Origin of the sequence: Streptococcus sp. 27098_8_69 (assembly GCF_041432445.1) — a bacterium.
In the GTDB taxonomy this organism is placed as follows: Bacteria; Bacillota; Bacilli; order Lactobacillales; family Streptococcaceae; genus Streptococcus.
The window spans coordinates 47529-70219 of sequence record NZ_JAPVZO010000010.1 but is presented as its reverse complement, the minus strand read 5'-3'; the positions used below and the strand labels follow the sequence as shown (position 1 = coordinate 70219).

The 22691-nt window shown below is 40.6% G+C and carries 24 protein-coding genes; 9 read left to right on the top strand and 15 right to left on the bottom strand.

The features are described 5' to 3' along the window. Positions 1–24 precede the first annotated feature (24 nt). The 5 genes from O3658_RS05125 to O3658_RS05105 form a co-directional block, all read right to left on the bottom strand. On the bottom strand, positions 25–294 hold the full coding sequence (locus O3658_RS05125; protein ID WP_371559751.1) for a YlbG family protein: 270 nt from the start codon (positions 292–294) through the stop codon (positions 25–27). Between the two features lie 75 nt (positions 295–369). Next, positions 370–960 carry an ATP-dependent Clp protease proteolytic subunit ClpP gene (gene clpP / locus O3658_RS05120; protein WP_000613459.1) on the bottom strand — a complete coding sequence of 197 codons (591 nt, stop codon included), beginning with the start codon at positions 958–960 and terminating at the stop codon, positions 370–372. Between the two features lie 172 nt (positions 961–1132). Beyond that, entirely contained in the window at positions 1133–1762 is a 630-nt protein-coding gene (gene upp, locus O3658_RS05115; protein ID WP_000517029.1) for a uracil phosphoribosyltransferase, read from the bottom strand. A gap of 88 nt (positions 1763–1850) precedes the next feature. Next, entirely contained in the window at positions 1851–2318 is a 468-nt protein-coding gene (locus tag O3658_RS05110) for a deaminase (protein WP_000136981.1), read from the bottom strand. An 18-nt stretch (positions 2319–2336) separates the two neighbouring features. Beyond that, positions 2337–2894 carry a TetR/AcrR family transcriptional regulator gene (locus tag O3658_RS05105; protein WP_371559749.1) on the bottom strand — a complete coding sequence of 186 codons (558 nt, stop codon included), beginning with the start codon at positions 2892–2894 and terminating at the stop codon, positions 2337–2339. A 124-nt stretch (positions 2895–3018) separates the two neighbouring features. Between O3658_RS05105 and O3658_RS05100 the strand changes: the two genes are divergently transcribed. Genes O3658_RS05100 through O3658_RS05085 form a run of 4 tightly spaced genes read left to right on the top strand, consistent with a single transcriptional unit; the run spans position 3019 to position 6125 of the window. Continuing rightward, positions 3019–3864: a DegV family protein gene (locus tag O3658_RS05100; protein WP_371559748.1), complete on the top strand. Its 846-nt coding sequence runs from the start codon at positions 3019–3021 to the stop codon at positions 3862–3864. Between the two features lie 56 nt (positions 3865–3920). Then, on the top strand, positions 3921–5087 hold the full coding sequence (locus tag O3658_RS05095) for an NAD(P)/FAD-dependent oxidoreductase (protein WP_371559746.1): 1167 nt from the start codon (positions 3921–3923) through the stop codon (positions 5085–5087). Between the two features lie 50 nt (positions 5088–5137). Then, positions 5138–5659: a DUF1697 domain-containing protein gene (locus O3658_RS05090; protein ID WP_000400057.1), complete on the top strand. Its 522-nt coding sequence runs from the start codon at positions 5138–5140 to the stop codon at positions 5657–5659. A 10-nt stretch (positions 5660–5669) separates the two neighbouring features. Next, complete coding sequence (locus O3658_RS05085) at positions 5670–6125, top strand: 8-oxo-dGTP diphosphatase (protein WP_371559743.1); 456 nt, start codon at positions 5670–5672, stop codon at positions 6123–6125. Between the two features lie 270 nt (positions 6126–6395). Here O3658_RS05085 and O3658_RS05080 read toward each other — a convergent pair whose 3' ends face one another. Continuing rightward, the gene (locus tag O3658_RS05080; protein WP_371559741.1) at positions 6396–7136 is read right to left on the bottom strand and encodes a MerR family transcriptional regulator; all 741 of its coding nucleotides are present in this window, start codon (positions 7134–7136) and stop codon (positions 6396–6398) included. A 229-nt stretch (positions 7137–7365) separates the two neighbouring features. Here O3658_RS05080 and O3658_RS05075 point away from each other — a divergent pair, with 229 nt between their 5' ends. Further along, positions 7366–8706 carry a sodium-dependent transporter gene (locus tag O3658_RS05075; protein WP_371559739.1) on the top strand — a complete coding sequence of 447 codons (1341 nt, stop codon included), beginning with the start codon at positions 7366–7368 and terminating at the stop codon, positions 8704–8706. Between the two features lie 42 nt (positions 8707–8748). On the opposite strand, the gene manA is transcribed toward O3658_RS05075, so the two are convergent. The 8 genes from manA to O3658_RS05035 all read right to left on the bottom strand — a co-directional run bounded on the left by manA (position 8749) and on the right by O3658_RS05035 (position 17464). Further along, complete coding sequence (gene manA, locus O3658_RS05070; RefSeq protein ID WP_371559738.1) at positions 8749–9693, bottom strand: mannose-6-phosphate isomerase, class I; 945 nt, start codon at positions 9691–9693, stop codon at positions 8749–8751. Between the two features lie 120 nt (positions 9694–9813). Then, positions 9814–11253, bottom strand: a complete 1440-nt coding sequence (locus O3658_RS05065; RefSeq protein WP_371559736.1) for a 6-phospho-beta-glucosidase — start codon at positions 11251–11253, stop codon at positions 9814–9816. Positions 11254–11437: 184 nt separating this feature from the next. After that, positions 11438–11593, bottom strand: coding sequence for a hypothetical protein (locus O3658_RS05060; protein WP_371559735.1), 156 nt, complete (start codon positions 11591–11593; stop codon positions 11438–11440). A 366-nt stretch (positions 11594–11959) separates the two neighbouring features. After that, positions 11960–12307, bottom strand: coding sequence for a VOC family protein (locus tag O3658_RS05055; RefSeq protein WP_371559733.1), 348 nt, complete (start codon positions 12305–12307; stop codon positions 11960–11962). Positions 12308–12461: 154 nt separating this feature from the next. Beyond that, a complete protein-coding gene (gene spxB, locus O3658_RS05050) occupies positions 12462–14237 on the bottom strand; it encodes a pyruvate oxidase (RefSeq protein ID WP_371559732.1) in 1776 nt (591 codons plus the stop codon). Positions 14238–14454: 217 nt separating this feature from the next. Then, positions 14455–16677, bottom strand: a complete 2223-nt coding sequence (locus O3658_RS05045) for a heavy metal translocating P-type ATPase (RefSeq protein WP_371559730.1) — start codon at positions 16675–16677, stop codon at positions 14455–14457. Between the two features lie 9 nt (positions 16678–16686). Next, positions 16687–17058, bottom strand: coding sequence for a cupredoxin domain-containing protein (locus O3658_RS05040; protein ID WP_049549376.1), 372 nt, complete (start codon positions 17056–17058; stop codon positions 16687–16689). Positions 17059–17068: 10 nt separating this feature from the next. Beyond that, complete coding sequence (locus O3658_RS05035) at positions 17069–17464, bottom strand: CopY/TcrY family copper transport repressor (RefSeq protein ID WP_371559728.1); 396 nt, start codon at positions 17462–17464, stop codon at positions 17069–17071. Between the two features lie 204 nt (positions 17465–17668). Here O3658_RS05035 and O3658_RS05030 point away from each other — a divergent pair, with 204 nt between their 5' ends. From O3658_RS05030 to O3658_RS05015, 4 genes are read left to right on the top strand one after another with little or no spacing between them, the layout of a single operon-like run. Beyond that, complete coding sequence (locus O3658_RS05030) at positions 17669–18349, top strand: amino acid ABC transporter permease (protein WP_248034761.1); 681 nt, start codon at positions 17669–17671, stop codon at positions 18347–18349. Further along, entirely contained in the window at positions 18309–18986 is a 678-nt protein-coding gene (locus O3658_RS05025; protein ID WP_371559726.1) for an amino acid ABC transporter permease, read from the top strand. Before O3658_RS05030 ends, O3658_RS05025 begins: the two co-directional genes overlap by 41 nt. Continuing rightward, positions 18987–19745, top strand: a complete 759-nt coding sequence (locus O3658_RS05020; RefSeq protein ID WP_371559725.1) for an amino acid ABC transporter ATP-binding protein — start codon at positions 18987–18989, stop codon at positions 19743–19745. 12 nt (positions 19746–19757) lie between these two features. Beyond that, on the top strand, positions 19758–20624 hold the full coding sequence (locus O3658_RS05015) for a cysteine ABC transporter substrate-binding protein (RefSeq protein WP_371559724.1): 867 nt from the start codon (positions 19758–19760) through the stop codon (positions 20622–20624). A gap of 321 nt (positions 20625–20945) precedes the next feature. Here the strand turns inward: O3658_RS05015 and O3658_RS05010 are convergent, their stop codons facing one another. Continuing rightward, positions 20946–22547 (bottom strand): type I restriction-modification system subunit M, encoded by a 1602-nt coding sequence (locus tag O3658_RS05010; RefSeq protein WP_371559722.1) that lies wholly within the window; start codon positions 22545–22547, stop codon positions 20946–20948. Positions 22548–22691 lie beyond the last annotated feature (144 nt).

Sequence of the window (22691 nt, the reverse complement as noted above, 5' to 3'; positions counted from 1 at the left end):
TTGTCAACACATTTATCTAAATTTTTACATGATAACGTTTTCGTTATTTCTGTAGAGACTACCAACAAAGGGAGTTTCCAATTCTTGGATATGACATCGTCGCACTTTTTTGATAAATCTCTCTTTTCCTAAACGGCTAACCAGTTCTTCCACTTCTTCTGTTGGGACATACAGTTGCAGATAACGGTGTTTTTTAGAGTGGTAACAAATATCACCATAATGATCGAGTTTTTTTGCATCACGATTATAGTATAGGTAGATAATCAGACCAGACCGATTCTCTTTTTGAAACATATTACAACTTCCTTCTAATAATCTTCTTACTATTATATCAAAAAAAGCAAACTCAGTCGAGTTTGCTTCAAAAGATTAATTCAAAGAATTATTAGCCATGATTTCATCAATAAAACCATATTCAAGTGTTTCTTGAGCGCTCATCCAGTAATCACGTTCAGCATCTGCATGGATTTGCTCAACTGATTTACCAGAATTATCTGCAAGAATTTGCTCCAAAGTCTTACGAGTTTTAAGCAAGTGTTCAGCAGCAATGGCCATATCTGTTTGCTGTGTACCACCACCTGTACCACCCATCGGTTGGTGAATCATGTATTCTGCATTCGGGAGCATGAAACGTTTGCCCTTTGCTCCACTTGAGGCAATAATTGTTCCCATTGAAGCAGCCATCCCCATAACAATGGTTTGGACATCTGCCTTGATAAAGTTCATAGTATCAACGATTGCCAAACCAGCTGATACAGAACCACCTGGAGTATTCACATAAAGGTAAATATCTTTTGTACTATCTTGGGCATCCAAGAAAAGCAATTGGGCGATAACTGAGTTTGCCATATTGTCTTCGACTGGTCCAGTCAACATGATGATACGATCTTTTAAAAGACGTGAGTAAATGTCATATGAACGTTCTCCACGACTTGTTTGTTCAATAACTACAGGAATCATTCAGTTCTCCTTCTGATTTCAATTTTTCTTAGTCAAACGACTCAATACAGGTCTATTATATCTTTTTGGTCAAAAAAGGTCAAATTTTTGCTCTATTCTAAAGACAGACACAAAAATTCAACCTCCTTTCGAGACTAAAACCAATGAACAGTTTTAGTTTATGCTTAGAATTTTACTTAGTACCGAACAAGCGGTCACCTGCATCTCCAAGACCTGGAACGATATAGCCATGTTCGTTCAAGCGTTCATCCAAAGCTGCTGTAAAGATTTCTACATCTGGGTGAGCTTCTTGAAGAGCTTTTACACCTTCTGGAGCAGATACAAGGCAGACAAATTTGATGTTTGATGCTCCACGTTTTTTGAGGGAATCAACAGCCAAGATTGCAGAACCACCTGTTGCAAGCATAGGGTCAACCACAAAAATTTGACGTTGGTCGATATCTTCAGGTAATTTAACCAAGTATTCTACTGGTTGAAGAGTTTCTTCGTCACGGTACATACCAATATGTCCAACTTTGGCTGCTGGAACCAAGCTCAATAGCCCATCGACCATCCCGATACCTGCACGCAAGATTGGAACAATTGCCAATTTTTTACCAGCCAATTGTTTTTGAACTGTTTTTGTGATAGGTGTTTCGATTTCAACGTCTTCAAGCGGAAGATCACGAAGTACTTCATATCCCATCAACATAGCAATTTCATCTACTAATTCACGAAAAGCTTTTGTAGAAGTGTCTGTACGACGCAAGATTGACAATTTGTGTTGAATGAGTGGATGATTAATGACTTCAAGTTTTCCCATTTTCTGAATTCCTTCTTTCAATTTATTCTTCTTATTATACCAAAAAATGGTCTAAAAATCCTTCTAAACCATCTTTTTTTTTAAATTTTTAAATCAAGTTAGCTTCTTGAAGAGCTGCTTGTACTGTCTCAAGTGGTAAATGGGTCAACTCGGTCCCTTTTTCACGATAGAGATACTGGGCGTAGTCGTCCATACGGTACTGGTTAATATAAACGACACGTTCACAACCTACCTGAAGTAATTGCTTGGTGCAGTTGAGACAAGGAAAATGAGTAACGTAAGCTGTAAATCCTTTTGGAACGCCACGTTCGGCTCCTTGTAAAATAGCATTCACCTCAGCATGAAGAGTGCGGACACAGTGGCCCTCAATCACCAAACAGTCATGGTCAATACAATGCTCCGTTCCTGATACAGAGCCATTATAACCTGTTGAAATAACCTTATTATCCTTGACTAAAACAGCTCCTACCTTAGCGCGTTTACAAGTTGAACGATTGGCAATCAATAGGGCTTGAGCAGCAAAATACTCATCCCAAGCCAGTCTTTTTTCTGTCATAACTTCTCTCCTCCTGATCTATTTTTTGAAAAATGGTAGGCGTAAATCTGCGATTTTTTCAGCAGGAACTTTCATCCCATCCTTGATCCATTTAAGCAAAACTGATACGATGGCAGAACTCCAAAAAGAATGCAGGTAAGAGCTGACTCCTTTTGATTTTCCATAGTATTTTTCTAAAAACTCTTGCATGGCTTGCACAAAGATTTTTTCCAAGTGGTAGTCCAAGGCAAGCTGAATAACCTTGGCTTCTTTTCTGGCTTTACGAAAGAGATGAACCCAAACCAGATAGAGATCCGTTTTGACATCATAATGACTCAGCTGCTCCATGATATTATGGACACTGCGTTTAAAGACGCTTTCTAAAATCTCTTCTTTGGAGTCATAGTTTCGATAAAAGGCTGCACGGGAGACCCCAGCTCGTTTTACTAATTCGGAAATGCTAATCTTTGTCAACTCCTTTTTCTCCAAAAGTTGCAAAAGAGCTGTTTCGATAGCTTCTCTGGTCAGTAAATTGGATTCTTTGTTTGTTTTTCTGAGATTTTCAAGTGAATTTTCAGAAATTCTTCGTTCGGCCATAACACTTCCTTTCTACTTGTGACAACAGAGTGACGAGACTTTTGTTTTAAGATTTTTCATGATATAATTGTAAAAAAAGACAGAACCTTTGTCAATGTATAAGTGATAAAGATGGAGAATTTCTATGGCTTGGAAGATTGTAGCTGATTCTGGTTGTGATTATCGTCAACTGGCAAATCCAGCAATTGATACTGAATTTATCAGTGTTCCCTTAACCATTCAAGTAGCTGATCAAGTCTTTATTGACGATGCTAGTCTTGATATTGACAAAATGATGGAAACCATGTATGCAACTTCTGAAGCTTCAAAATCAGCTTGTCCTAGCCCTGATGATTACTTGCGAGCATTTGAAGGTGCCAAACATATTTTTGTAGTGACCATTACCGGAACTCTTTCTGGTAGTCAAAACAGCGCTCAATTAGCTAAGAACCTCTATCTCGAAGAACATCCTGATACTCAGATTCATGTTATTGACAGCTTGTCTGCTGGTGGGGAAGTTGATCTAATCGTAGAGAAAATCAATGATTTGATTGACCAAGGACTTTCTTTTGAAGAAGTGGTTAAAGCTATTACTGCTTACCAAGAAAAAACTAAGTTACTATTCGTCCTCGCTAAGGTTGATAACCTCGTTAAGAATGGTCGCTTGAGTAAGCTGATCGGTACAGTCGTTGGTCTCCTTAATATTCGTATGGTCGGGGAAGCAAGTGAAACTGGAACCTTGGAACTCCTACAAAAGGCTCGTGGTGCTAAGAAGTCCCTCCAAGCTGCTTATGAAGAGTTAATCAAGGCTGGCTACACTGGTGGGCGTATCGTCATGGCTCACCGCAGTAATGATAAATTCTGCCAACAACTCTCAGAACTCTTGCGTGAAAAATTCCCACAAGCTGAAATCAAGATTATCCCAACCTCTGGACTCTGCAGTTTTTATGCAGAAGAAGGTGGACTCCTCATGGGATATGAAATTGACTAATAAATCAAACAGGAGATGACTTATCATCTCTTGTTTTTTTATGGTACAATACTTTTATGAAACATTTTGACACTATTGTAATTGGGGGAGGCCCGGCTGGTATGATGGCTACCATTTCCAGTAGCTTTTATGGGCAGAAAACCCTCCTCATTGAAAAAAATCGAAAACTTGGAAAAAAATTAGCGGGTACTGGTGGTGGTCGCTGCAATGTGACCAACAATGGAACTCTAGATGACCTATTAGCTGGCATCCCTGGAAATGGCCGCTTTCTATACAGTGTCTTTTCCCAGTTTGATAACCATGATATCATCAACTTTTTTACTGAAAATGGCGTAAAACTCAAGGTCGAAGACCATGGCCGCGTCTTTCCAGCCAGTGACAAATCTCGGACCATTATCGAAGCACTGGAAAAGAAAATTATTGAACTTGGTGGGCAGGTTGCTACTCAAACAGAGATTGTTTCTGTTAAAAAAATAGACGACCAGTTTGTCCTTAAGTCCGCAGACCAGACTTTCACTTGTGATAAACTCATCGTCACAACTGGTGGAAAATCCTATCCTTCTACTGGCTCTACTGGTTTTGGTCACGAAATCGCCCGCCATTTCAAACACACTATTACCGAACTCGAAGCTGCTGAAAGCCCATTGTTGACTGATTTCCCGCATAAGGCCTTGCAGGGAATTTCCCTAGACGATGTAACCCTAAGCTATGGTAAGCACGTCATCACTCATGATTTGCTCTTTACCCACTTTGGTTTGTCAGGACCTGCTGCACTACGCATGTCTAGCTTTGTCAAGGGTGGGGAAGTCCTTTCACTAGATGTCTTGCCACAACTTTCAGAAGGTGACTTAGTAGACTTTCTAGAAGAAAACCGTGAGAAATCCTTGAAAAATGCCTTAAAAGCCTTGCTCCCTGAACGCTTGGCAGAATTTTTTGTCCAAGGATATCCTGAAAAAGTCAAACAGCTAACTGAAAGAGAACGCGACCAACTTGTCCAGTCCATCAAGGCACTTAAAATCCCTGTGACTGGAAAGATGTCGCTAGCAAAATCTTTTGTAACTAAAGGGGGGGTTAGTCTCAAGGGAATCAATCCTAAAACGCTGGAAAGTAAGCTAGTACCTGGACTCCACTTTGCTGGTGAGGTACTAGATATCAATGCCCATACGGGGGGATTTAACATCACTTCCGCCCTCTGCACCGGTTGGGTGGCAGGCTCAAACTAGAACTATAAATGATATAGTATCTAAAGATATTGGATAAGAAAGGAGCTATTTTGGAACATATTATTTTACTGAGAGGTGTTACACCGAATGGACAAAATGCTATCCCTAAAATGTCTTATCTGGTAGATATCTTAACAGAGGCTGGTTTCCAACACGTTCGAACTTATATTCAAAGTGGAAATATTATTCTTGAAAGCGACTTAGCCATAGAAGAAATACGAGAACAAGTCCATACTCTAATAAAAGAAAAAATCGGAGCCGACTTGAAAATGGTCATTAAAAATAAGAGTGATTTTACAAAAATTGTCCAAGAAAATCCGTTTGGAGAACACTATCTTTATGACCGTATACATATAATTCTTTTCCAGAATGCTATCCAAAGTCTACCATTAGAAAAATTGAATATTGACTATGGTGAAGAAGAAATTTGTATCGGCAACCATTGTCTTTACCTCTATCTCCCTAGAACTGCAAAACGAAAAAAGCTTAATACCAACTATCTCGAAAAGCTGTTCGGCGTTGATCTGACCATGCGAAAGTTAAACGTGGTAGAAAAATTACTAACAAAATAGGAAAAATAAGATGAACAGAAGAGAATCAGTCGAATTTGTCAATATGTGCTTGATTAAAAATGGAGACAAGGTTCTGATCCAAGACCGAGTTAGTCCTAACTGGCCTGGCATTACTTTTCCTGGCAGCCATGTTGAACGTGGCGAGTCCTTTGTCGATGCTGTCATTCGTGAAGTGAAGGAAGAAACTGGTCTGACCATTTGTAAACCCCAACTCTGTGGTATCAAAGACTGGTATGATGATGCAGATTATCGCTATGTTGTCCTCTTTTACAAAACAGAACACTTTACTGGTGAGCTCCAATCTTCAGACGAAGGAAAAGTCTGGTGGGAGGATTTTGAAAATCTATCTCATCTTAAACTAGCTACTGAGGATATGTCTGATATGCTTCGTGTTTTTCTTGAAGAAGATCTCAGTGAGTTTTTTTACTATAAGGATGGGGAAGACTGGTCTTACCAACTCAAATAACAGTAAATCGGCAGAGCTCTCTCCGCCGATTTTATCTTATCTAATCTTCAAGCTAGGTCTGTGTCCTACTACTAATACTCAATGAAAATCAAAGAGCAAACTAGAAAGCTAGCCGCAGGTTGCTCAAAGCACTGCTTTGAGGTTGTAGAAAAGACTGACGAAGTCAGTCACATATATAATCCAAGGTGAAGCTGACGTGGTTGGAAGAGATTTTCGAAGAGTATAAAATTCTGTTACTGTATTTGTCAGTCATAGCTTAGTCTTTGAGTTTTATCGAGTTTGTGTGCTTACATAGTGGGCAATAACATCTGATGTGTATTGGGCTGTTCCCTGTCCAAACTTATCAATGTTTTCCTTAAACTCTGGATTATAGGCATAGCCTTTTCCGATATGACCAAAGACCTCGATAGAGCAGTCAAATCCATAGGTACGAATGGCTTGCAAGAGCTTGGCTGCTTCCTCTTGGTTTTCAGATGCTGTTATCGGCAGACCAGATTGTAGATTTTGTGCCAAGGCTTGAAAGATTTGATTAAAGGCTGTTGTAGCTTCATCCTCTCGTCCTTTTTGACGCTCGAGAGCCTGGTCCATGACTTCTTGGCCATATTTCTCTACTGCCTCTTGGTGGTATTTTTGATTATCTTGATAGCTAAATCCAGTGAATTTTTCTTGAATGGTCATTTTTATTTCTCCTTTTTGTTCTTGAATGGTTTTTTGTAAGGTTGAAATTAAGGTATCCAAATGTTGTCTTTCTCGAGTCAGGTAATCCAACTGTCTCGTCAAATGTGGTAACAAGTTCATCTTTTCTTCCTTCAATAGCTCTGCTATTTTTTCTAAAGAAAAGCCTAGATACTTGTAATAGAGGATAACCTGAAGTCGTTCTAAATCCTCTTGGCTGTAGATTCGATAACCATTTTCTGACTTTAATGGGACCAAAAGTCCTATCTTATCATAATGGTAAAGTGTTTTGATAGAAACGCCTGAAAGCTGCGCAGCTTCTTTGATATGGTACATGATTTCCTCCTCACATAATTAGTATATACCCTCCCCTTTGGGGAGAGTCAAGTATTTTTTTAAGAATTATGAAAACGTAAAATTGATTTTCTTGACAGACTTCAAAAATCATGATAGGATAATCAAGTCTATCAATCAAATAAAAAGCTCATAAAGAGCCATTGAGAGAAGGCTATTTGACAACTCAAGTAGCCTTTTCTTATTTTAAAAAATAGATCGGAGTTTAACAATGTCTGAAAAATCGCAATGGGGATCTAAGCTAGGCTTTATCCTTGCATCTGCAGGTTCTGCTATTGGTCTTGGGGCCGTTTGGAAGTTCCCTTACATGACTGCTGCCAATGGTGGAGGAGGATTTTTACTGGTCTTTCTCATCTCAACGATTTTAATTGGTTTTCCACTTTTGCTCGCTGAATTTGCCCTTGGGCGGAGCGCTGGCGTGTCAGCAATCAAAACCTTTGGAAAATTGGGCGATAACAAGAACTACAATTTTATCGGTTGGATCGGTGCCTTTGCCCTTTTCATCCTCTTATCCTTTTATAGTGTTATTGGGGGATGGGTTTTAGTCTATCTAGGTATCGCTATTGCTAAAGCCTTCCAAGTTGGGATTAGCAGTGATTATGCCCAGCTCTTTACAGACATCATTTCAAATCCTTGGATTGCCCTTGGGTCTCAAGCTCTTTTTATCTTCCTCAACATCTTTATCGTGTCTAAAGGGGTTCAAAAAGGGATTGAAAGAGCATCTAAGTTCATGATGCCCCTGCTCTTTATCATCTTTGTCATTATCATCGGGCGCTCTCTCAGCTTGCCTAATGCCATGGAGGGTGTGGTTTACTTCCTCAAACCTGACTTTTCAAAACTGACAAGCGCCGGACTCCTCTATGCTCTGGGACAATCTTTCTTTGCTTTATCTCTCGGGGTTACAGCCATGTTGACCTATGCTTCTTACTTGGATAAGAAAACCAACCTAGTCCAATCAGGTATGTCCATCGTTGCCATGAACATCTCTGTATCCATCATGGCAGGATTAGCTATTTTCCCAGCTATGTCAGCCTTTAACATCCAGTCTGAAGGTGGTCCAAGTCTCCTCTTTATTGTCTTGCCTCAACTCTTTGACAAGATGCCTTTTGGAAGTATTTTCTACATCCTTTTCCTATTGCTTTTCCTCTTTGCGACAGTCACTTCTTCTGTCGTAATGCTGGAAATCAATGTAGGCAACATCACCAACCAAGACAATCGTAGACGTACTAAGTGGAGTATGATTTTAGGTGTTTTAACTTTTGTATTTGGTATCCCCTCAGCCCTTTCCTACGGTGTCATGGCGGATGTTCAAATCTTTGAGAAGACCTTCTTTGATGCTATGGACTTCTTGGTTTCCAATCTCCTCATGCCCTTTGGTGCTCTCTTCTTGTCTCTCTTTACAGGCTATATTTTCAAAAAAGCATTGGCTATGGAGGAACTCCATCTTGATGAAACACCGTGGAAACAAGGACTTTTCCAAGTCTGGCTCTTTCTTCTTCGTTTTATCATCCCAATCATTATCATCGTGGTCTTTATCGCCCAGTTTATGTAACTATAAAAAAGGACTTGAGTAATGAACTCAGGTCCTTTCTTTTTACGGATGGCTAACAATCAATTCCAAATCTTGCCCTTCAAGTGTCCAAGTTTCAACATCACTTGGTAAGATAAAGTGGCTACCTTTTTGAATTGGATAATCTTTACTGTCCACAGTTAGTTTCCCTTGACCAGCTAAGACACTCAACAAGCTATAGTCAGCTGTCTTTTCGAAGTCAACTTTTCCAGTGATTTCCCACTTGTAAACTGCGAAGAATTCATTGGATACAAGGAGAGTTGAACGCAGGTCATCTGCTTTGACTGCTACAGGTCGGCTGTTAGCAGGCTCTCCGATATTTAGAACATCGATGGATTTTTCAAGATGAAGCTCGCGCAAGTTACCATTATCATCCTTGCGGTCAAAGTCATAGACACGGTAGGTTGTATCACTAGACTGTTGCGTTTCAAGGATCAAGATACCTGCTCCAATAGCATGCATGGTTCCACTTGGTACATAGAAGAAATCTCCTGCCTTAACAGGCACTTTGGTAAGCAAGGCATCCCAGTTTTTATCTTCGATTTGCTGGCGGAGTTCTTCTTTTGATTTGGCATTATGGCCGTAAATAATTTCTGAACCCTCATCTGCAGCGATAATGTACCAGCACTCTGTCTTTCCAAGTTCGCCTTCATGCTCTAGTCCATAAGCATCATCTGGGTGAACTTGAACACTGAGCCAGTCATTGGCATCAAGAATTTTGGTCAAGAGTGGAAATACTGGCTCTGGACGATCGCCAAATAACTCACGGTGTTCCACATACAAAGTAGCGAGGTCTGTTCCTTGATAGCGGCCATTAGCTACCTTAGACACTCCATTTGGATGAGCTGAGATGGCCCAATACTCACCAATCTTTTCGCTCGGGATGTCGTAGCCAAACTCATCACGAAGTTTCGTACCACCCCAAATTTTTTCTTGCATTACGGAATTTAAAAATAACGGTTCTGACATGTTTCATCTCCTGTCTGATTTTTCACCCTCATTATAGCAAAAAAAGAGTCCTAATTGAACTCTTTTTTCTATCTTATAAAGAAGGGAGAAGATTTTATAAAAATAGTGAATAAATGTGTTCTACTCAATGCTTGCACCATTACTTGCAATGACATCCTTGTACCAGTAGAAGGACTTCTTCTTGCTACGTTTGAGACTTCCATGACCTTCATTATCACGATCAACATAGATAAAGCCATAGCGCTTGTTCATTTCGCCTGTTCCAGCTGAAACCAGATCGATACAACCCCAAGTCGTATAACCAAGCAAGTCTACTCCATCTTGGTAAATGGCATCTCGCATAGCCTTGATGTGGGCCTCTAGATAAGCAATCCTATAGTCATCTGCTACATAACCATTCTCATCCGGTGTATCAATAGCACCGAGGCCATTTTCTACGATGAACATGGGCTTTTGGTAACGATCCCAGATGGCATTGAGGGTGATTCGAAGCCCAAGTGGGTCAATCTGCCACCCCCATTCTGAGGATTCTAGATAAGGATTTTTGATGGAGGCAAAGACATTTCCTGCTGTCAAATTCGTCACTTCTGGATCCCCTGAGGCCACTCGGCTCGCATAGTAAGAGAAGGAAACAAAGTCAACAGTATGATTCTTCAACAAGACCAAATCCTCTGCTGTCATTTCAATCTCAATTCCTTCACGCTCCCACTGCTTCTTAGCGTAGCTTGGGTATTCCCCACGCGCCTGAACATCAATGAAAAAGTAACTCTTGCGATCTTCCTCCATAGCAGCCCAGTAGTCTCTCGGATGGGCTGTGTTAGGATAATACTGCCCTGCTGCCAACATACATCCAACCTTGTTTTCTGGGTCAATTTCGTGGGCAATTTTAGTCGCAAGAGCTGAGGCTACCAACTCATGGTGAGCCGCTTGGTATTTGATTTGTTCTTGATTTTCTCCTTCTTCAAAACAAATTCCTGCTCCTAAAAAGGGGGCATGCAAAATCATATTGATTTCGTTGAAGGTTAGCCAGTACTTAACCAAGCCCTTGTAACGGGTAAAAAGGGTGCGACAGAGATTTGCGTAAAAGTCCAACATACGACGGTTGCGCCAACCACCATACTCCGTAATTAAGTGCATCGGACAATCAAAATGCGTGATGGTCACCAGCGGTTGGATTCCATACTTGTGACATTCCTTAAACAAATCCTCATAAAAGGCTAAACCAGCTTCATTTGGCTCTGCTTCATCTCCCTTAGGAAAAATCCGAGTCCAAGCAATGGAAAGTCGATAGGTTTTAAAGCCCATCTCCGCAAAAAGAGCGATATCTTCCTTGTAATGATGGTACATATCAATGGCTTCCTTAGCTGGGTAAAAATAGCCCTCCTCAAACGAAAACATCTTTTTCTGACCTGTGATAATGGCTTCACGGTCAGGTCCAATGGGTACCACATCGACGTTAGCCAGACCTCGACCATCTAGATTATAAGCTCCCTCACATTGATTAGCTGCGGTTGCACCACCCCATAGGAACCCTTCTGGAAATTGCAATTTATCTTTCATCACTTTACCTCGCTTTTTTTACTAGTTCTAGTATACCATTATCCCCTTCTCTTTCCAAAATCCTACCAGATCTTATGAAAAACTGAACCTATTCTAAGGTAGCTGTTGCTCTCGTACAAGATAAAAAGACCGGATGGCTCCGATATGTTTAGTCATCAAAATGTAAGAAATTTAATACCTCTTGTTACTTAATCGATTGATTGATTGTCAGCAAGCCATGGCTAATTATTGCAGCAATATCTTCCAAACCATGAAGAATAAAACTTCCTATAATCACTCCTAAAATAATTGAACAGATAATCATGGTCACACAGATTAGATAAATATCCTTTTTTTCCATATCTTTCCTCCTAATATCTACATATTGAGATACTTTTAATCTCAAGTTTCATTGACCATTATGTGACTATATTATAAAGTTTCTCAGATCCATAAAGTCGAGCAGTGGACTGAATGCCCTTATCATTCTCTTTCTAAATAAGAAATCCCTCTTACTACAACTATTTAAAAAATATTTCTCCTTTCCATATCAGTCACATTTTCTATTATTACATTTTTATTATAAGATTTTCAGAAAACGCCGTCAAATATTTATATGCAATCTTTAATAAACAAAAAGACCGGGTTGCTCCGATCTTTCAATAGTTCATATTCTCACATTCTGTATTAAGAATAATTAAGGTTGTCTTAAAATGACTAATCTCACTTATTTCATACGATAAAAATCAATCACTAGACCAGCAGGGCCACTTACTAGCAGGGATTCTGTTCCCCAATCAGTTACAACTGGCCCATGTAAAATCTCAATCCCTAATTCTTTCACACGCTTTTGATTCTGTTCCAAATATTCAACTTCAATGTGTAGAATGATTCCTGACTGAAAATTTTCCAAAGGTATCAAATAATTTTGTGATAACATGAGGCAGTGACTGCCAATCGTGAACTGAGCAAAACCATCATCAACATAGTCTGCCTTCTTATCCAAGATACGCTCCAGTTCAGCACAGACTTGGGGAACATCTGAAACGATAATATCTAATTGATTTAAATTCATTTACTATCCTCCATAAAAAGACCGGATTTCTCCGATCTTTTCAAGTTCTGCTCTAAGAAAATCAAAGAATAAACAAGGCATCGAACCGCAGGCAGTACTGGAGTACGGCAAGGTGAAGATAACGCAGTTTACATTTGATTTTCGACGAGCAGAATTATTTGATTGCGCGTGATTGCAACCCTTCTTCTTCCAAGAAGAGGCGGAATGGTACAAGCTCTTCAGCTTCGTATTTTTCCTTGAAGGCTTTGATAGCTTCTTCTGAGTAAAGTTTTGGATCCAATTCAAGTACTTCTACTGGAAGTGGACGGTGTGGTGTGATGCGGGCATCGATCACAACTGTCTTACCTTCTTTGTTCAATTTAACAGCTTCTGCAACAACTGCATCGATGTCTTCGATACGGTCAACTGTAATTCCTACAGCACCTTGCGCTTCAGCGATTTTCGCATAGTCAGCATTAGGGAAGTCACAACCAAACAAGTGTTTGTTTGTGTCTTCGTATTTGTCCTTGATGAAGGCATATTTACCATTTGAGAAGACAACGTTGATAACTGGAAGGTCGTATTGAACGTTTGTGATAACGTCTGGGTAGCACATGTTGAATGCACCGTCACCCATGATGTTCCATACTTGGCGATCTGGATTGTCTTTCTTAGCAGCGATACCACCAGGAAGGGCAATACCCATTGTCGCAAAGAGTGGAGATGTACGCCACATGTTCTTAGGTGTCATGTGAAGGTGACGAGTAGATGTTTGAGTAGTGTCACCTACGTCGATTGAGTAGATAGCGTCTTGATCAGCATGTTTGTTGATTGCATTGTAAACTTGATACAATTGCAATTCACCCTCAGTTTTACCTTCGAGTTTGTTCATGTAATCACGCCAGTTTTGGTTGTTCTTCACGTTTGCACGCCACCATGGAGTAGATTCAACTGGGTTTACTTTATCAAGGATAGCTTGTGCTGCTTGACCTGCATCACCAAGGATTGAAGCGTCAAGGGCGTGGCGTTTACCAAGTTTGTAAGGGTCGATATCCACTTGGATGAATTTTTCAGTGTTTTTGAATGCTTGGTAAACTTCAGCAAATGGGAAGTTTGAACCAAGGAAAAGAACTGTGTCTGCTTCAAAGACCACTTCGTTGGCTGGTTTCCAACCAACACGGTAAGCAGAACCTGTCAAACCTTCGTAGTTCCATTCGAACGCTTCAAAGTTTTTACCAGTTGTGATGATTGGTGCTTTGATTTTACGTGACAATTCAGTGATTACTTCACCAGCTTTAACACCACCGTAACCAGCGTAGATAACTGGACGTTCAGCGTTGTTCAAAATTTCAACAGCTTTGTCGATTTCAACTTCATTCAAAGCAGGAGCGATGAATGAACGCTCGTAAGAACCTGAACCGTAGTATGAGTTTTCGTCGATTTCTTGGAAACCAAAGTTTACTGGAATTTCAACAACGGCTGGACCTTTTTTAGAAACGGCAGCACGGCAAGCTTCGTCTATAACTTTTGGTAATTGCTCTGCGTAAGCTACACGTTTGTTGTAAACAGCGATACCGTTGTACATTGGGTTTTGGTTCAATTCTTGGAAGGCATCCATGTTGAGTTCATTAACAGGACGTGATCCAAGGATAGCGAGGAATGGAGTGTTATCCATAGCTGCATCGTAAACACCGTTGATCAAGTGAGTCGCACCTGGACCACCTGAACCAACTGCAACACCGATAGATCCGCCAAATTTAGCCTGCATAACCGCTGCAAGAGCACCTGTTTCTTCGTGACGAACTTGCAAGAAACGGATATCTTTGTCTTCAGCCAAAGCGTCCATAAGTGAGCTGAGTGTTCCTGATGGGATACCGTAGATAGTGTCTACGCCCCATGTTTTCAATACGTTAAGCATTGCTGCTGATGCAGTAATTTTCCCTTGAGTCATAATGATAACTCTCCTTAAAAGTTAATTTGATGAATAATAAAAGCGCTTTTATATGTTTTTTGAAAACGATTCAGTAAATTTACACTCCTAATTTATCACATTTACTTATAGTTTCATAAGAATGTGCTCAGAAACTTTCATTCTCTATTACAGTACAATTTGAAAACGTTTTGAAAATCTGTTTTAGAATAGCAAAAAAGCGGTTAAGACCGCCTTTTTAATCGACTTTAGTAAAATTAAGCATCAGAGAGCTGATCAGAACAGAGACTGAACTAAAGGCCATGGCTAATCCTGCAAGTTCTGGATTGAGTACCAAACCAAGACCAGAAAATACTCCTGCTGCAATCGGAATACCAATGAGGTTATAGATAGAAGCCCAGAAAAGATTGAGTAGAATACGATTAAAGGTCTTCTTACTCATATCAAAAGCACGTGCCAATCCTAATAAATTGTTGGTTGTAAGGACAAGGTCTGCGGATTCAATGGCAATATCTGTCCCAGAACCCATGGCAATTCCGACATCCGCTACACTGAGGGCCGGCGCATCATTGATGCCATCGCCGACAAAGGCCAATTTGCCATTCTTTTGAAGCTTGTGAATTTCATGTGCCTTTTCCTCTGGCAAGACATTTGCGATCACTTCTTCGATTCCAATTTGCTCTGCAATCGCATGCGCTACTCCAGCATTATCTCCGGTAAGCATGACCGTTCTAAGACCACGTTTTTTCAATTTAGCAATAGCTTCTTTGGCATTTTCCTTAGGGACATCCTGCAAGGCAATTAAGCCTTTTAATTCACCATCTACTGATAAGAAGACAACTGTTTTCGCTTCTTTCTCAAGCAAATCAAATCGTTCTTGATAATCATGTGGAATAGCAAGATCATCTAAGAGTTTTGCATTCCCAAGCAAGACTTGTTTACTATTAATAATCCCAGTCACACCTTTTCCATGCAAGGCTTGGAAGTTTTCCACTGGGTAAAGGCTAATTCCTAGTTCAGAAGCACGATTAACAATAGCTTGAGCTAGCGGGTGTTGAGATACATCTTCCAATGAAGCAGCCAAACTTAGCACTTCTCTTTCATCACCAATAACATCTGTCACTACTGGCTTCCCTTCGGTCAAGGTTCCTGTCTTATCAAAAACAACTGTTTGGACTTTTTGGATTTCCTGTAAAACTGTACCATTTTTGAGAAGAATCCCCATCTTGGCACTTCGTCCTGTTCCAACCATAAGGGCTGTTGGTGTCGCAAGTCCTAGAGCACAAGGGCAGGCAATAATCAAGACTGCAACACCATAGAGAAGCGACGTTACAAAACTTTCACCAAGAAAAACAAACCAGATCCAAAAAGTAAGGAGTCCTAATATGACAACTGCTGGTACAAAAATCCCAGAAATCTTGTCTGTCAAATCTTGAATAGGAGCACGACTCGTTTGCGCTTTCTTCACAAAGTCTACAATCTGAGCCAACATGGTTTCGGAACCTATTTTTTCAGCTCTAAAGATGATCGTACCACTATTATTGATAGTTGACCCAATAACAGCATCTCCAACTGATTTATCGACTGGAATACTTTCCCCAGTCACCATTGATTCATCAATACTCGTTTCACCTTCTAAGACAATCCCATCAACGGCAATTTTTTCACCTGGTCGAACGCGAATGAGATCCCCAACTTTGACTTGTTCTAGAGGTATTTGAACATAAACATCATCACGCAAAACCTCTGCTGTTTTTGCTTGTAGGTCTAATAATTTTTCGACTGCCTGCGAAGTATTTTTTCGCATTTTTTCCTCAAAAACTGCTCCCAAAAGAATGAAGAAGAGGATAAATGCAGCACTTTCAAAGTAAACGGGCAGACCAGTGAAGAGGGCAACTAAGCTATAGAAATAGGCCACTAGGGTTCCCAGAGCAACCAAGGTATCCATGTTGGAATTGTGCTTTTTAAAACTAGCCCAGGCGCTTCTGATATATGGAACTCCAGCTACCAGCATAATGGGTGTTGTGGCTAAAAAGGTGCCCCAACGCATGACTTGGTGACTAATTCCTCCTGTAGACATCCCAATCATGAGAATCACAAGAGGCACAGTAAAGATACTAGTAATCCAAAAACGCTGTAAAAGACTGAGAGACTTTTTAGTTTTTTCAACAACGGTGTAGGTCCCCTTTTGCATCTTCATGCCGCATGAAAATTCATGCTCACCTAGGTCTTGAGGAGTAAAACGAATGAGTTTTTCCTCATCTTGAGCGATTGGTTCTAGGATCCCTTCTTCTTCGAAGAGAATTTCTTTATAACAGTTTGAAGGTGTCACACGATGAAAGGTAATCTCAGCAGGAATCCCTTTTTGCAGTTGAATGTGGGCTGGATGGTAGCCTTTGTCTGCCGTGATACGGATTTTTTGAACACCATTTTCAAGACTTGCTTTTACAATTTCAGTCATATCATTCTCCTATTCTACAATCATCTTACCGTGCATCATATTCATGCCACAAGAGAAACCATACTCACCTGCTTCTTCAGGAGTGATTTCAACCACATATTGGTCTCCCATAGGCAGATCTGCATGCACTCCAAAGTCTGGAAAAACGATTTGGTCCAAGCAAGGTGAAGGATCTTTTCGATCAAAAATAATGCGAGCAGGTTGCGATTTTTTGAGGATAATGGTTCCTGGAGTGTAGCCCCCCATGACTTCCACTCGAATTTCCTGATAGCCATTTTTTTGTTGGGCTCTCTTAGCATCTTCTTGCGGTTTTTTGAAAAACCAAAAGAGGATAAAAGCAATCATTCCTAAAACAATAATAGATACAAATAGATTTAACATAGCGTCTCCTTTACATACAATTACATCTTACTTCTGCCACAGCACTTGCTTTTTTCTCAGCAATCACTTCTTCCAAGCCTTCCAAGTCAGCTAGGGTAAAATCACATTCTTCAATCAAATCAGCTAGTAACTGCTTAATCCTTCGAGAACAAAGCTTATCTTTGATATCTTGGACAAGTAACTTCCTACTATCTTCCTGCGTCAACAGAGCTGAATAAATAAAGGACTTGCCCTGCTTTTCCCGAGTCAAACATTCTTTTTCCACCAAACGTGCCAAGAGTGTCTGGATAGTGGATTTGGACCAACTGAACCTTTTCTCTAATACTTTTATCAGATCAGTACTAGTCTGCTCCCCCTGCATCCAGATAATCTTCATGACCTGCCATTCTGCATCCGAAATCTGCATTGTCATCTCCTCCAAAATCTACATTTGTCAATTACAAATATCAGTATACTCTCAAAATCTACGTTTGTCAACTAAATTTCCTTAAAATTTTAAATTTCTCTTTCCAATAGATTTTGTCTATCATTGTGATAGAAAATACATATTATCCAAAGCTCCCTTTTAATGCTACAATGTTTTTATCATTTCTAGATGGGAGGTTTTAGTTTGGATTGGTCTATTGTTGAACAATATCTACCACTTTATCAAGAGGCATTCTTTTTGACCTTGCATATTGCAGTTTGGGGAATTCTAGGTTCTTTTTTGCTGGGGCTCATCGTCAGCGTCATCCGGCATTACCGCCTTCCTGTTTTCTCCCAGTTGGCAACAGCCTATATCGAGCTTTCACGAAATACACCCCTTTTGATACAACTTTTCTTTCTCTACTTCGGCCTACCTCGAATAGGGATTGTTCTTTCTTCAGAAGTCTGTGCAACACTGGGACTGATTTTTTTAGGTGGTTCCTACATGGCGGAATCCTTCCGAAGTGGACTAGAAGCTGTCAGTCAAACCCAGCATGAGATTGGTTTAGCCATTGGGCTTACACCTTTTCAGGTCTTTCGCTACGTAGTTCTTCCACAAGCGACTGCGGTGGCTCTACCGTCCTTTAGTGCCAATGTCATTTTCCTGATCAAGGAAACTTCTGTCTTTTCAGCGGTTGCCCTTGCTGATCTTATGTACGTTGCTAAGGACCTGATTGGACTCTACTATGAGACAGATATTGCGCTAGCCATGTTGGTGGTTGCTTACCTTATCATGCTTCTACCTATTTCACTAGTCTTTAGCTGGATAGAAAGGAGGCTCCGTCATGCAGGATTCGGGAATGCAAGTACTCTTTCAGGGAAATAATCTCCTGAGAATTTTACAGGGATTGGGAGTCACGATTGGGATTTCTATCCTGTCTGTCCTCTTATCCATGATTTTCGGAACGGTTATGGGAATTATCATGACCTCTCATTCTAGAGTCGTTCGCTTCTTGACACGCTTTTATCTAGAATTTATCCGTATCATGCCTCAGCTAGTGCTCCTTTTTATCGTTTACTTTGGCTTGGCGAGAAACTTTAATATCAATATCTCAGGTGAGACTTCTGCTATTATCGTTTTCACTCTTTGGGGAACAGCTGAGATGGGGGACTTGGTTCGTGGAGCTATCACTTCTCTTCCTAAGCATCAGTTTGAGAGCGGACAAGCACTTGGCTTAACTAAAGTGCAACTCTACTACTACATCATTATCCCTCAGGTCTTGAGAAGACTGTTACCACAAGCTATCAATCTTGTCACTCGGATGATTAAAACGACTTCCTTGGTTGTTTTGATTGGGGTTGTTGAAGTTACCAAGGTTGGGCAACAAATCATCGATAGCAATCGTTTGACGATCCCAACAGCTTCCTTTTGGATTTATGGAACCATCCTAGTCTTGTATTTCGCGGTTTGCTTCCCTATTTCCAAACTATCTACTCACTTAGAAAAACATTGGAGGAATTAAATGTCTGAAACTATTTTAGAAATCAAGGAACTAAAAAAATCCTTCGGAGACAATCCTATCCTCCAAGGACTTTCTCTAGATATCAAAAAGGGAGAAGTTGTCGTCATCCTAGGACCATCTGGTTGTGGGAAAAGCACCCTTCTTCGTTGCCTCAATGGTTTAGAAAGTATTCAAGGAGGAGATATCCTGCTGGATGGCCAGTCCATCGTTGAAAATAAAAAAGATTTTCACTTGGTTCGCCAAAAAATCGGTATGGTCTTTCAAAGTTATGAACTCTTTCCTCACTTGGATGTCCTTCAAAATCTTATCTTAGGCCCTATCAAGGCTCAAGGACGCGACAAGAAAGAAGTAACAGAAGAAGCCCTACAACTACTAGAACGTGTCGGATTGTTGGATAAACAACATAGCTTTGCTCGTCAATTATCTGGTGGACAGAAGCAACGGGTTGCTATCGTCCGTGCCCTCCTCATGCATCCAGAAATTATCCTCTTTGACGAAGTGACTGCTTCTTTAGATCCAGAAATGGTGCGTGAGGTTTTGGAACTTATCAATGACTTAGTCCAAGAAGGGCGTACTATGATCCTGGTAACCCATGAAATGCAGTTTGCCCAAGCCATTGCGGACCGCATTATCTTCCTCGACCAAGGGAAAATCGCCGAAGAAGGAACTGCTCAAGACTTCTTCACAAATCCACAAACCAAACGAGCACAAGAATTTTTAAACGTCTTTGACTTTAGCCAGTTTGGCTCATATCTATAAAGGAGATTTTTTATGAAACTACTAAAACCACTCTTAACTGTTTTGGCACTTTCCTTTGCACTTATCTTTGTCACAGCTTGTAGCTCAGGTGGAAGCTCTGATGCTTCATCTGGTAAAACGACTGCTAAGGCTCGCACTATTGATGAAATCAAAAAAAGCGGTGAACTTCGAATCGCCGTATTTGGAGACAAGAAACCTTTTGGCTATGTTGACAACGATGGTTCTTACCAAGGTTACGATATTGAGCTTGGGAACCAATTGGCACAAGACCTAGGTGTCAAGGTCAAATACGTTTCTGTGGATGCTGCCAACCGTGCTGAATACTTGATTTCTAACAAGGTTGATATCACCCTTGCCAACTTTACAGTTACAGACGAACGTAAGAAACAAGTTGACTTTGCCCTTCCATACATGAAAGTTTCTCTTGGTGTTGTGTCACCAAAAGATAAAGTTATCAAGGACGTTAAAGAACTTGAAGGCAAAACCTTGATCGTTACAAAAGGAACCACTGCTGAAACTTACTTTGAGAAAAATCACCCAGAAGTAAAACTCCAAAAATACGATCAATATAGCGATGCCTACCAAGCCCTTCTTGACGGACGTGGAGATGCCTTTTCTACTGACAATACTGAAGTCCTAGCTTGGGCGCTCGAAAATAAAGGATTTGAAGTAGGAATTACTTCCCTCGGTGATCCAGATACCATTGCGGCAGCAGTTCAAAAAGGCAACCAAGAATTGCTAGACTTCATCAATAAAGATATTGAAAAATTAGGTAAGGAAAACTTCTTCCACAAGGCCTATGAAAAAACACTTCACCCAACCTACGGTGACGCTGCTAAAGCAGATGATTTGGTTGTTGAAGGCGGAAAAGTTGACTAACATCCAATGAAATCACAAAAAGAAATCAGATAACTGATGTAATACACTCCCCTTATAGTAGACAGTGAAAAAACATAAATTCACTAGAAACTATAGGGGGAGTTTTCATGCATTAAAAGAAGTCCAAAATCAATAGATTTCATCCAAACTCTACTTATCCTACAATCTTTTTTGTAAAACTGATTTGAATCAGGTGATTTTAGCACTCTACTTAACCGATGTCGTCATTTTTCACCTATATTATACATGATGTGTAATACAACGAAATACAAAAACACCTCGTACAATCTATACGAGATGTTTTCATTCTTCCCCTACTCTCTAAATTTCTTTCAATTTTTCGAGATAGGCGATTAATTCTGCTTGAGCTTCTGGTGTTGTACCTACTAGCTGGCTGCGCATGTGTGCGAGTCTGACTTCTACCTCTCCAATCTCTTTATCAATCTCTGCGAGCTGGTCTGCGAGGTCGGCTAGGGGAACAACTGGTTCTTCCTCAAAGGTATCGACATAGCGCGGAATGTTAAGGTTGTAGTCATTTTCTACAATCTCTTCAAAGCTGGCTAGATGGGCAAACTTCTCGACATTCTCACGTTTTTGATAGGTCTCCAAAATCTTGGCAATATGGTCTTCGGTCATATTGTTTTGATTTTTCCCTTTTTCAAACTCTTTTGAGGCATCGATAAAGAAGACATCCTTGTTAGTGCGATTCTTTTTAAGGATAATAATGGTTGTCGGGATAGAGGTATTGTAGAAGATATTTGCTGGCAAGCCGATAACTGTATCAATAGCGCCTTCTTCTAGCAGGTGCTGGCGAATCTTTTGCTCGGCTGCTCCTCGGAAAAGGACTCCGTGAGGAAGAACGATAGCCATGACACCATTATGCTTGAGGTGGTAAAAACCGTGAAGGAGGAAGGCAAAATCTGCTTTGGACTTAGGTGCAAGAACTCCATAGCTTGAAAAGCGAGGATCTTGCAGGAAGCCACTATCTGCTGACCACTTAAGCGAATAAGGTGGGTTCATCAAAACCCCATCAAAGTCTGTCGGCTCGGTAGTCGGCCAATCTTCGTCTAGGGTGTCGTGGTTACTGAGGTGATAGTTCTCAATCGCAACCCCATGAAGCATCATATTCATACGAGCAAGGTTGAAAGTCGAAGTAATCAATTCTTGACCGTAGTAAGAAATTGTCGAAGCTTGCTTACTATAGCGCTTGGCATTGAGCAAGAGGGAACCAGAACCCATGGTCGGGTCGTAAACCGACATCCCCTTTTGATGCTCCCGCCCTGCAAAGACAATCTGAGTCATGAGGTGAGAGACTGTTTGAGGTGTATAGAACTCTCCAGCCTTTTTCCCAGAATCACTGGCAAATTGACCAATCAGGTACTCATAAGCATCACCCAAGATATCACCAGCATGACCAGAGACATTGAGGTCGTTGAGCTGTTTCATAACCTCAGAGATGGTCTTGTTTTGCTTTTGCGGGGTGTTACCTAGCTTTTTCGCATAGAGGTCGATATCTTCGAAGAGATTTTCAAATTTTTCATTGGCCTGCTCGATATCACGGAAACTTTGGGCTAGGGATTCTAGCTGGAAGGTGCCTTCATGGATAGACTGAACCAGATTGGTAAAGGTCAAAGAAGGCTCAATCACATAGCCCAGCTCGTCATTTAAGACCTCAATGAGGTCTTCACGGACATCTGCATCCGCAAAGTTTTCCTCATAGAGAAGCTGGGCTTGCTGGAAGGACTCAAAGGTCTCGTCCAAGTTATCACAGACGGCTTGGAGGATGTTGTCGGATAGGTACTTGTAGAAAATCAAGCCCAAGAGGTAGGACTTGTATTCATTGGCTTCCATCTGGCCACGCAGGATATCTGCCGCATTCCAGAGGGATTGGTAGAGTTCTCTTGATAAATCTGTTTGTGACATAGGGTCTCCTATCAATTTATGTTGTGAGTAGTATTCCATGTTTTAAAATATTTTTCTTTTTTATATTTTCCTTAAATAGTGCGGACGGGAGCAACTTCCTTCGGAATTTCATCCCTAATTTTTGAGCCCAGAGTCTCAAAAATC

Excerpts from the sequence above, each read along its gene's own strand:
- O3658_RS05125 (WP_371559751.1), bottom strand. The coding sequence starts at position 294 with ATGTTTCAAAAAGAGAATCGGTCTGGTCTGATTATCTACCTATACTAT.
- clpP (WP_000613459.1), bottom strand. The coding sequence starts at position 960 with ATGATTCCTGTAGTTATTGAACAAACAAGTCGTGGAGAACGTTCATAT.
- upp (WP_000517029.1), bottom strand. The coding sequence starts at position 1,762 with ATGGGAAAACTTGAAGTCATTAATCATCCACTCATTCAACACAAATTG.
- O3658_RS05110 (WP_000136981.1), bottom strand. The coding sequence starts at position 2,318 with ATGACAGAAAAAAGACTGGCTTGGGATGAGTATTTTGCTGCTCAAGCC.
- O3658_RS05105 (WP_371559749.1), bottom strand. The coding sequence starts at position 2,894 with ATGGCCGAACGAAGAATTTCTGAAAATTCACTTGAAAATCTCAGAAAA.
- O3658_RS05100 (WP_371559748.1), top strand. The coding sequence starts at position 3,019 with ATGGCTTGGAAGATTGTAGCTGATTCTGGTTGTGATTATCGTCAACTG.
- O3658_RS05095 (WP_371559746.1), top strand. The coding sequence starts at position 3,921 with ATGAAACATTTTGACACTATTGTAATTGGGGGAGGCCCGGCTGGTATG.
- O3658_RS05085 (WP_371559743.1), top strand. The coding sequence starts at position 5,670 with ATGAACAGAAGAGAATCAGTCGAATTTGTCAATATGTGCTTGATTAAA.
- O3658_RS05080 (WP_371559741.1), bottom strand. The coding sequence starts at position 7,136 with ATGTACCATATCAAAGAAGCTGCGCAGCTTTCAGGCGTTTCTATCAAA.
- O3658_RS05075 (WP_371559739.1), top strand. The coding sequence starts at position 7,366 with ATGTCTGAAAAATCGCAATGGGGATCTAAGCTAGGCTTTATCCTTGCA.
- manA (WP_371559738.1), bottom strand. The coding sequence starts at position 9,693 with ATGTCAGAACCGTTATTTTTAAATTCCGTAATGCAAGAAAAAATTTGG.
- O3658_RS05065 (WP_371559736.1), bottom strand. The coding sequence starts at position 11,253 with ATGAAAGATAAATTGCAATTTCCAGAAGGGTTCCTATGGGGTGGTGCA.
- O3658_RS05060 (WP_371559735.1), bottom strand. The coding sequence starts at position 11,593 with ATGGAAAAAAAGGATATTTATCTAATCTGTGTGACCATGATTATCTGT.
- O3658_RS05055 (WP_371559733.1), bottom strand. The coding sequence starts at position 12,307 with ATGAATTTAAATCAATTAGATATTATCGTTTCAGATGTTCCCCAAGTC.
- spxB (WP_371559732.1), bottom strand. The coding sequence starts at position 14,237 with ATGACTCAAGGGAAAATTACTGCATCAGCAGCAATGCTTAACGTATTG.
- O3658_RS05045 (WP_371559730.1), bottom strand. The coding sequence starts at position 16,677 with ATGACTGAAATTGTAAAAGCAAGTCTTGAAAATGGTGTTCAAAAAATC.
- O3658_RS05040 (WP_049549376.1), bottom strand. The coding sequence starts at position 17,058 with ATGTTAAATCTATTTGTATCTATTATTGTTTTAGGAATGATTGCTTTT.
- O3658_RS05035 (WP_371559728.1), bottom strand. The coding sequence starts at position 17,464 with ATGCAGATTTCGGATGCAGAATGGCAGGTCATGAAGATTATCTGGATG.
- O3658_RS05025 (WP_371559726.1), top strand. The coding sequence starts at position 18,309 with ATGCAGGATTCGGGAATGCAAGTACTCTTTCAGGGAAATAATCTCCTG.
- O3658_RS05020 (WP_371559725.1), top strand. The coding sequence starts at position 18,987 with ATGTCTGAAACTATTTTAGAAATCAAGGAACTAAAAAAATCCTTCGGA.
- O3658_RS05015 (WP_371559724.1), top strand. The coding sequence starts at position 19,758 with ATGAAACTACTAAAACCACTCTTAACTGTTTTGGCACTTTCCTTTGCA.
- O3658_RS05010 (WP_371559722.1), bottom strand. The coding sequence starts at position 22,547 with ATGTCACAAACAGATTTATCAAGAGAACTCTACCAATCCCTCTGGAAT.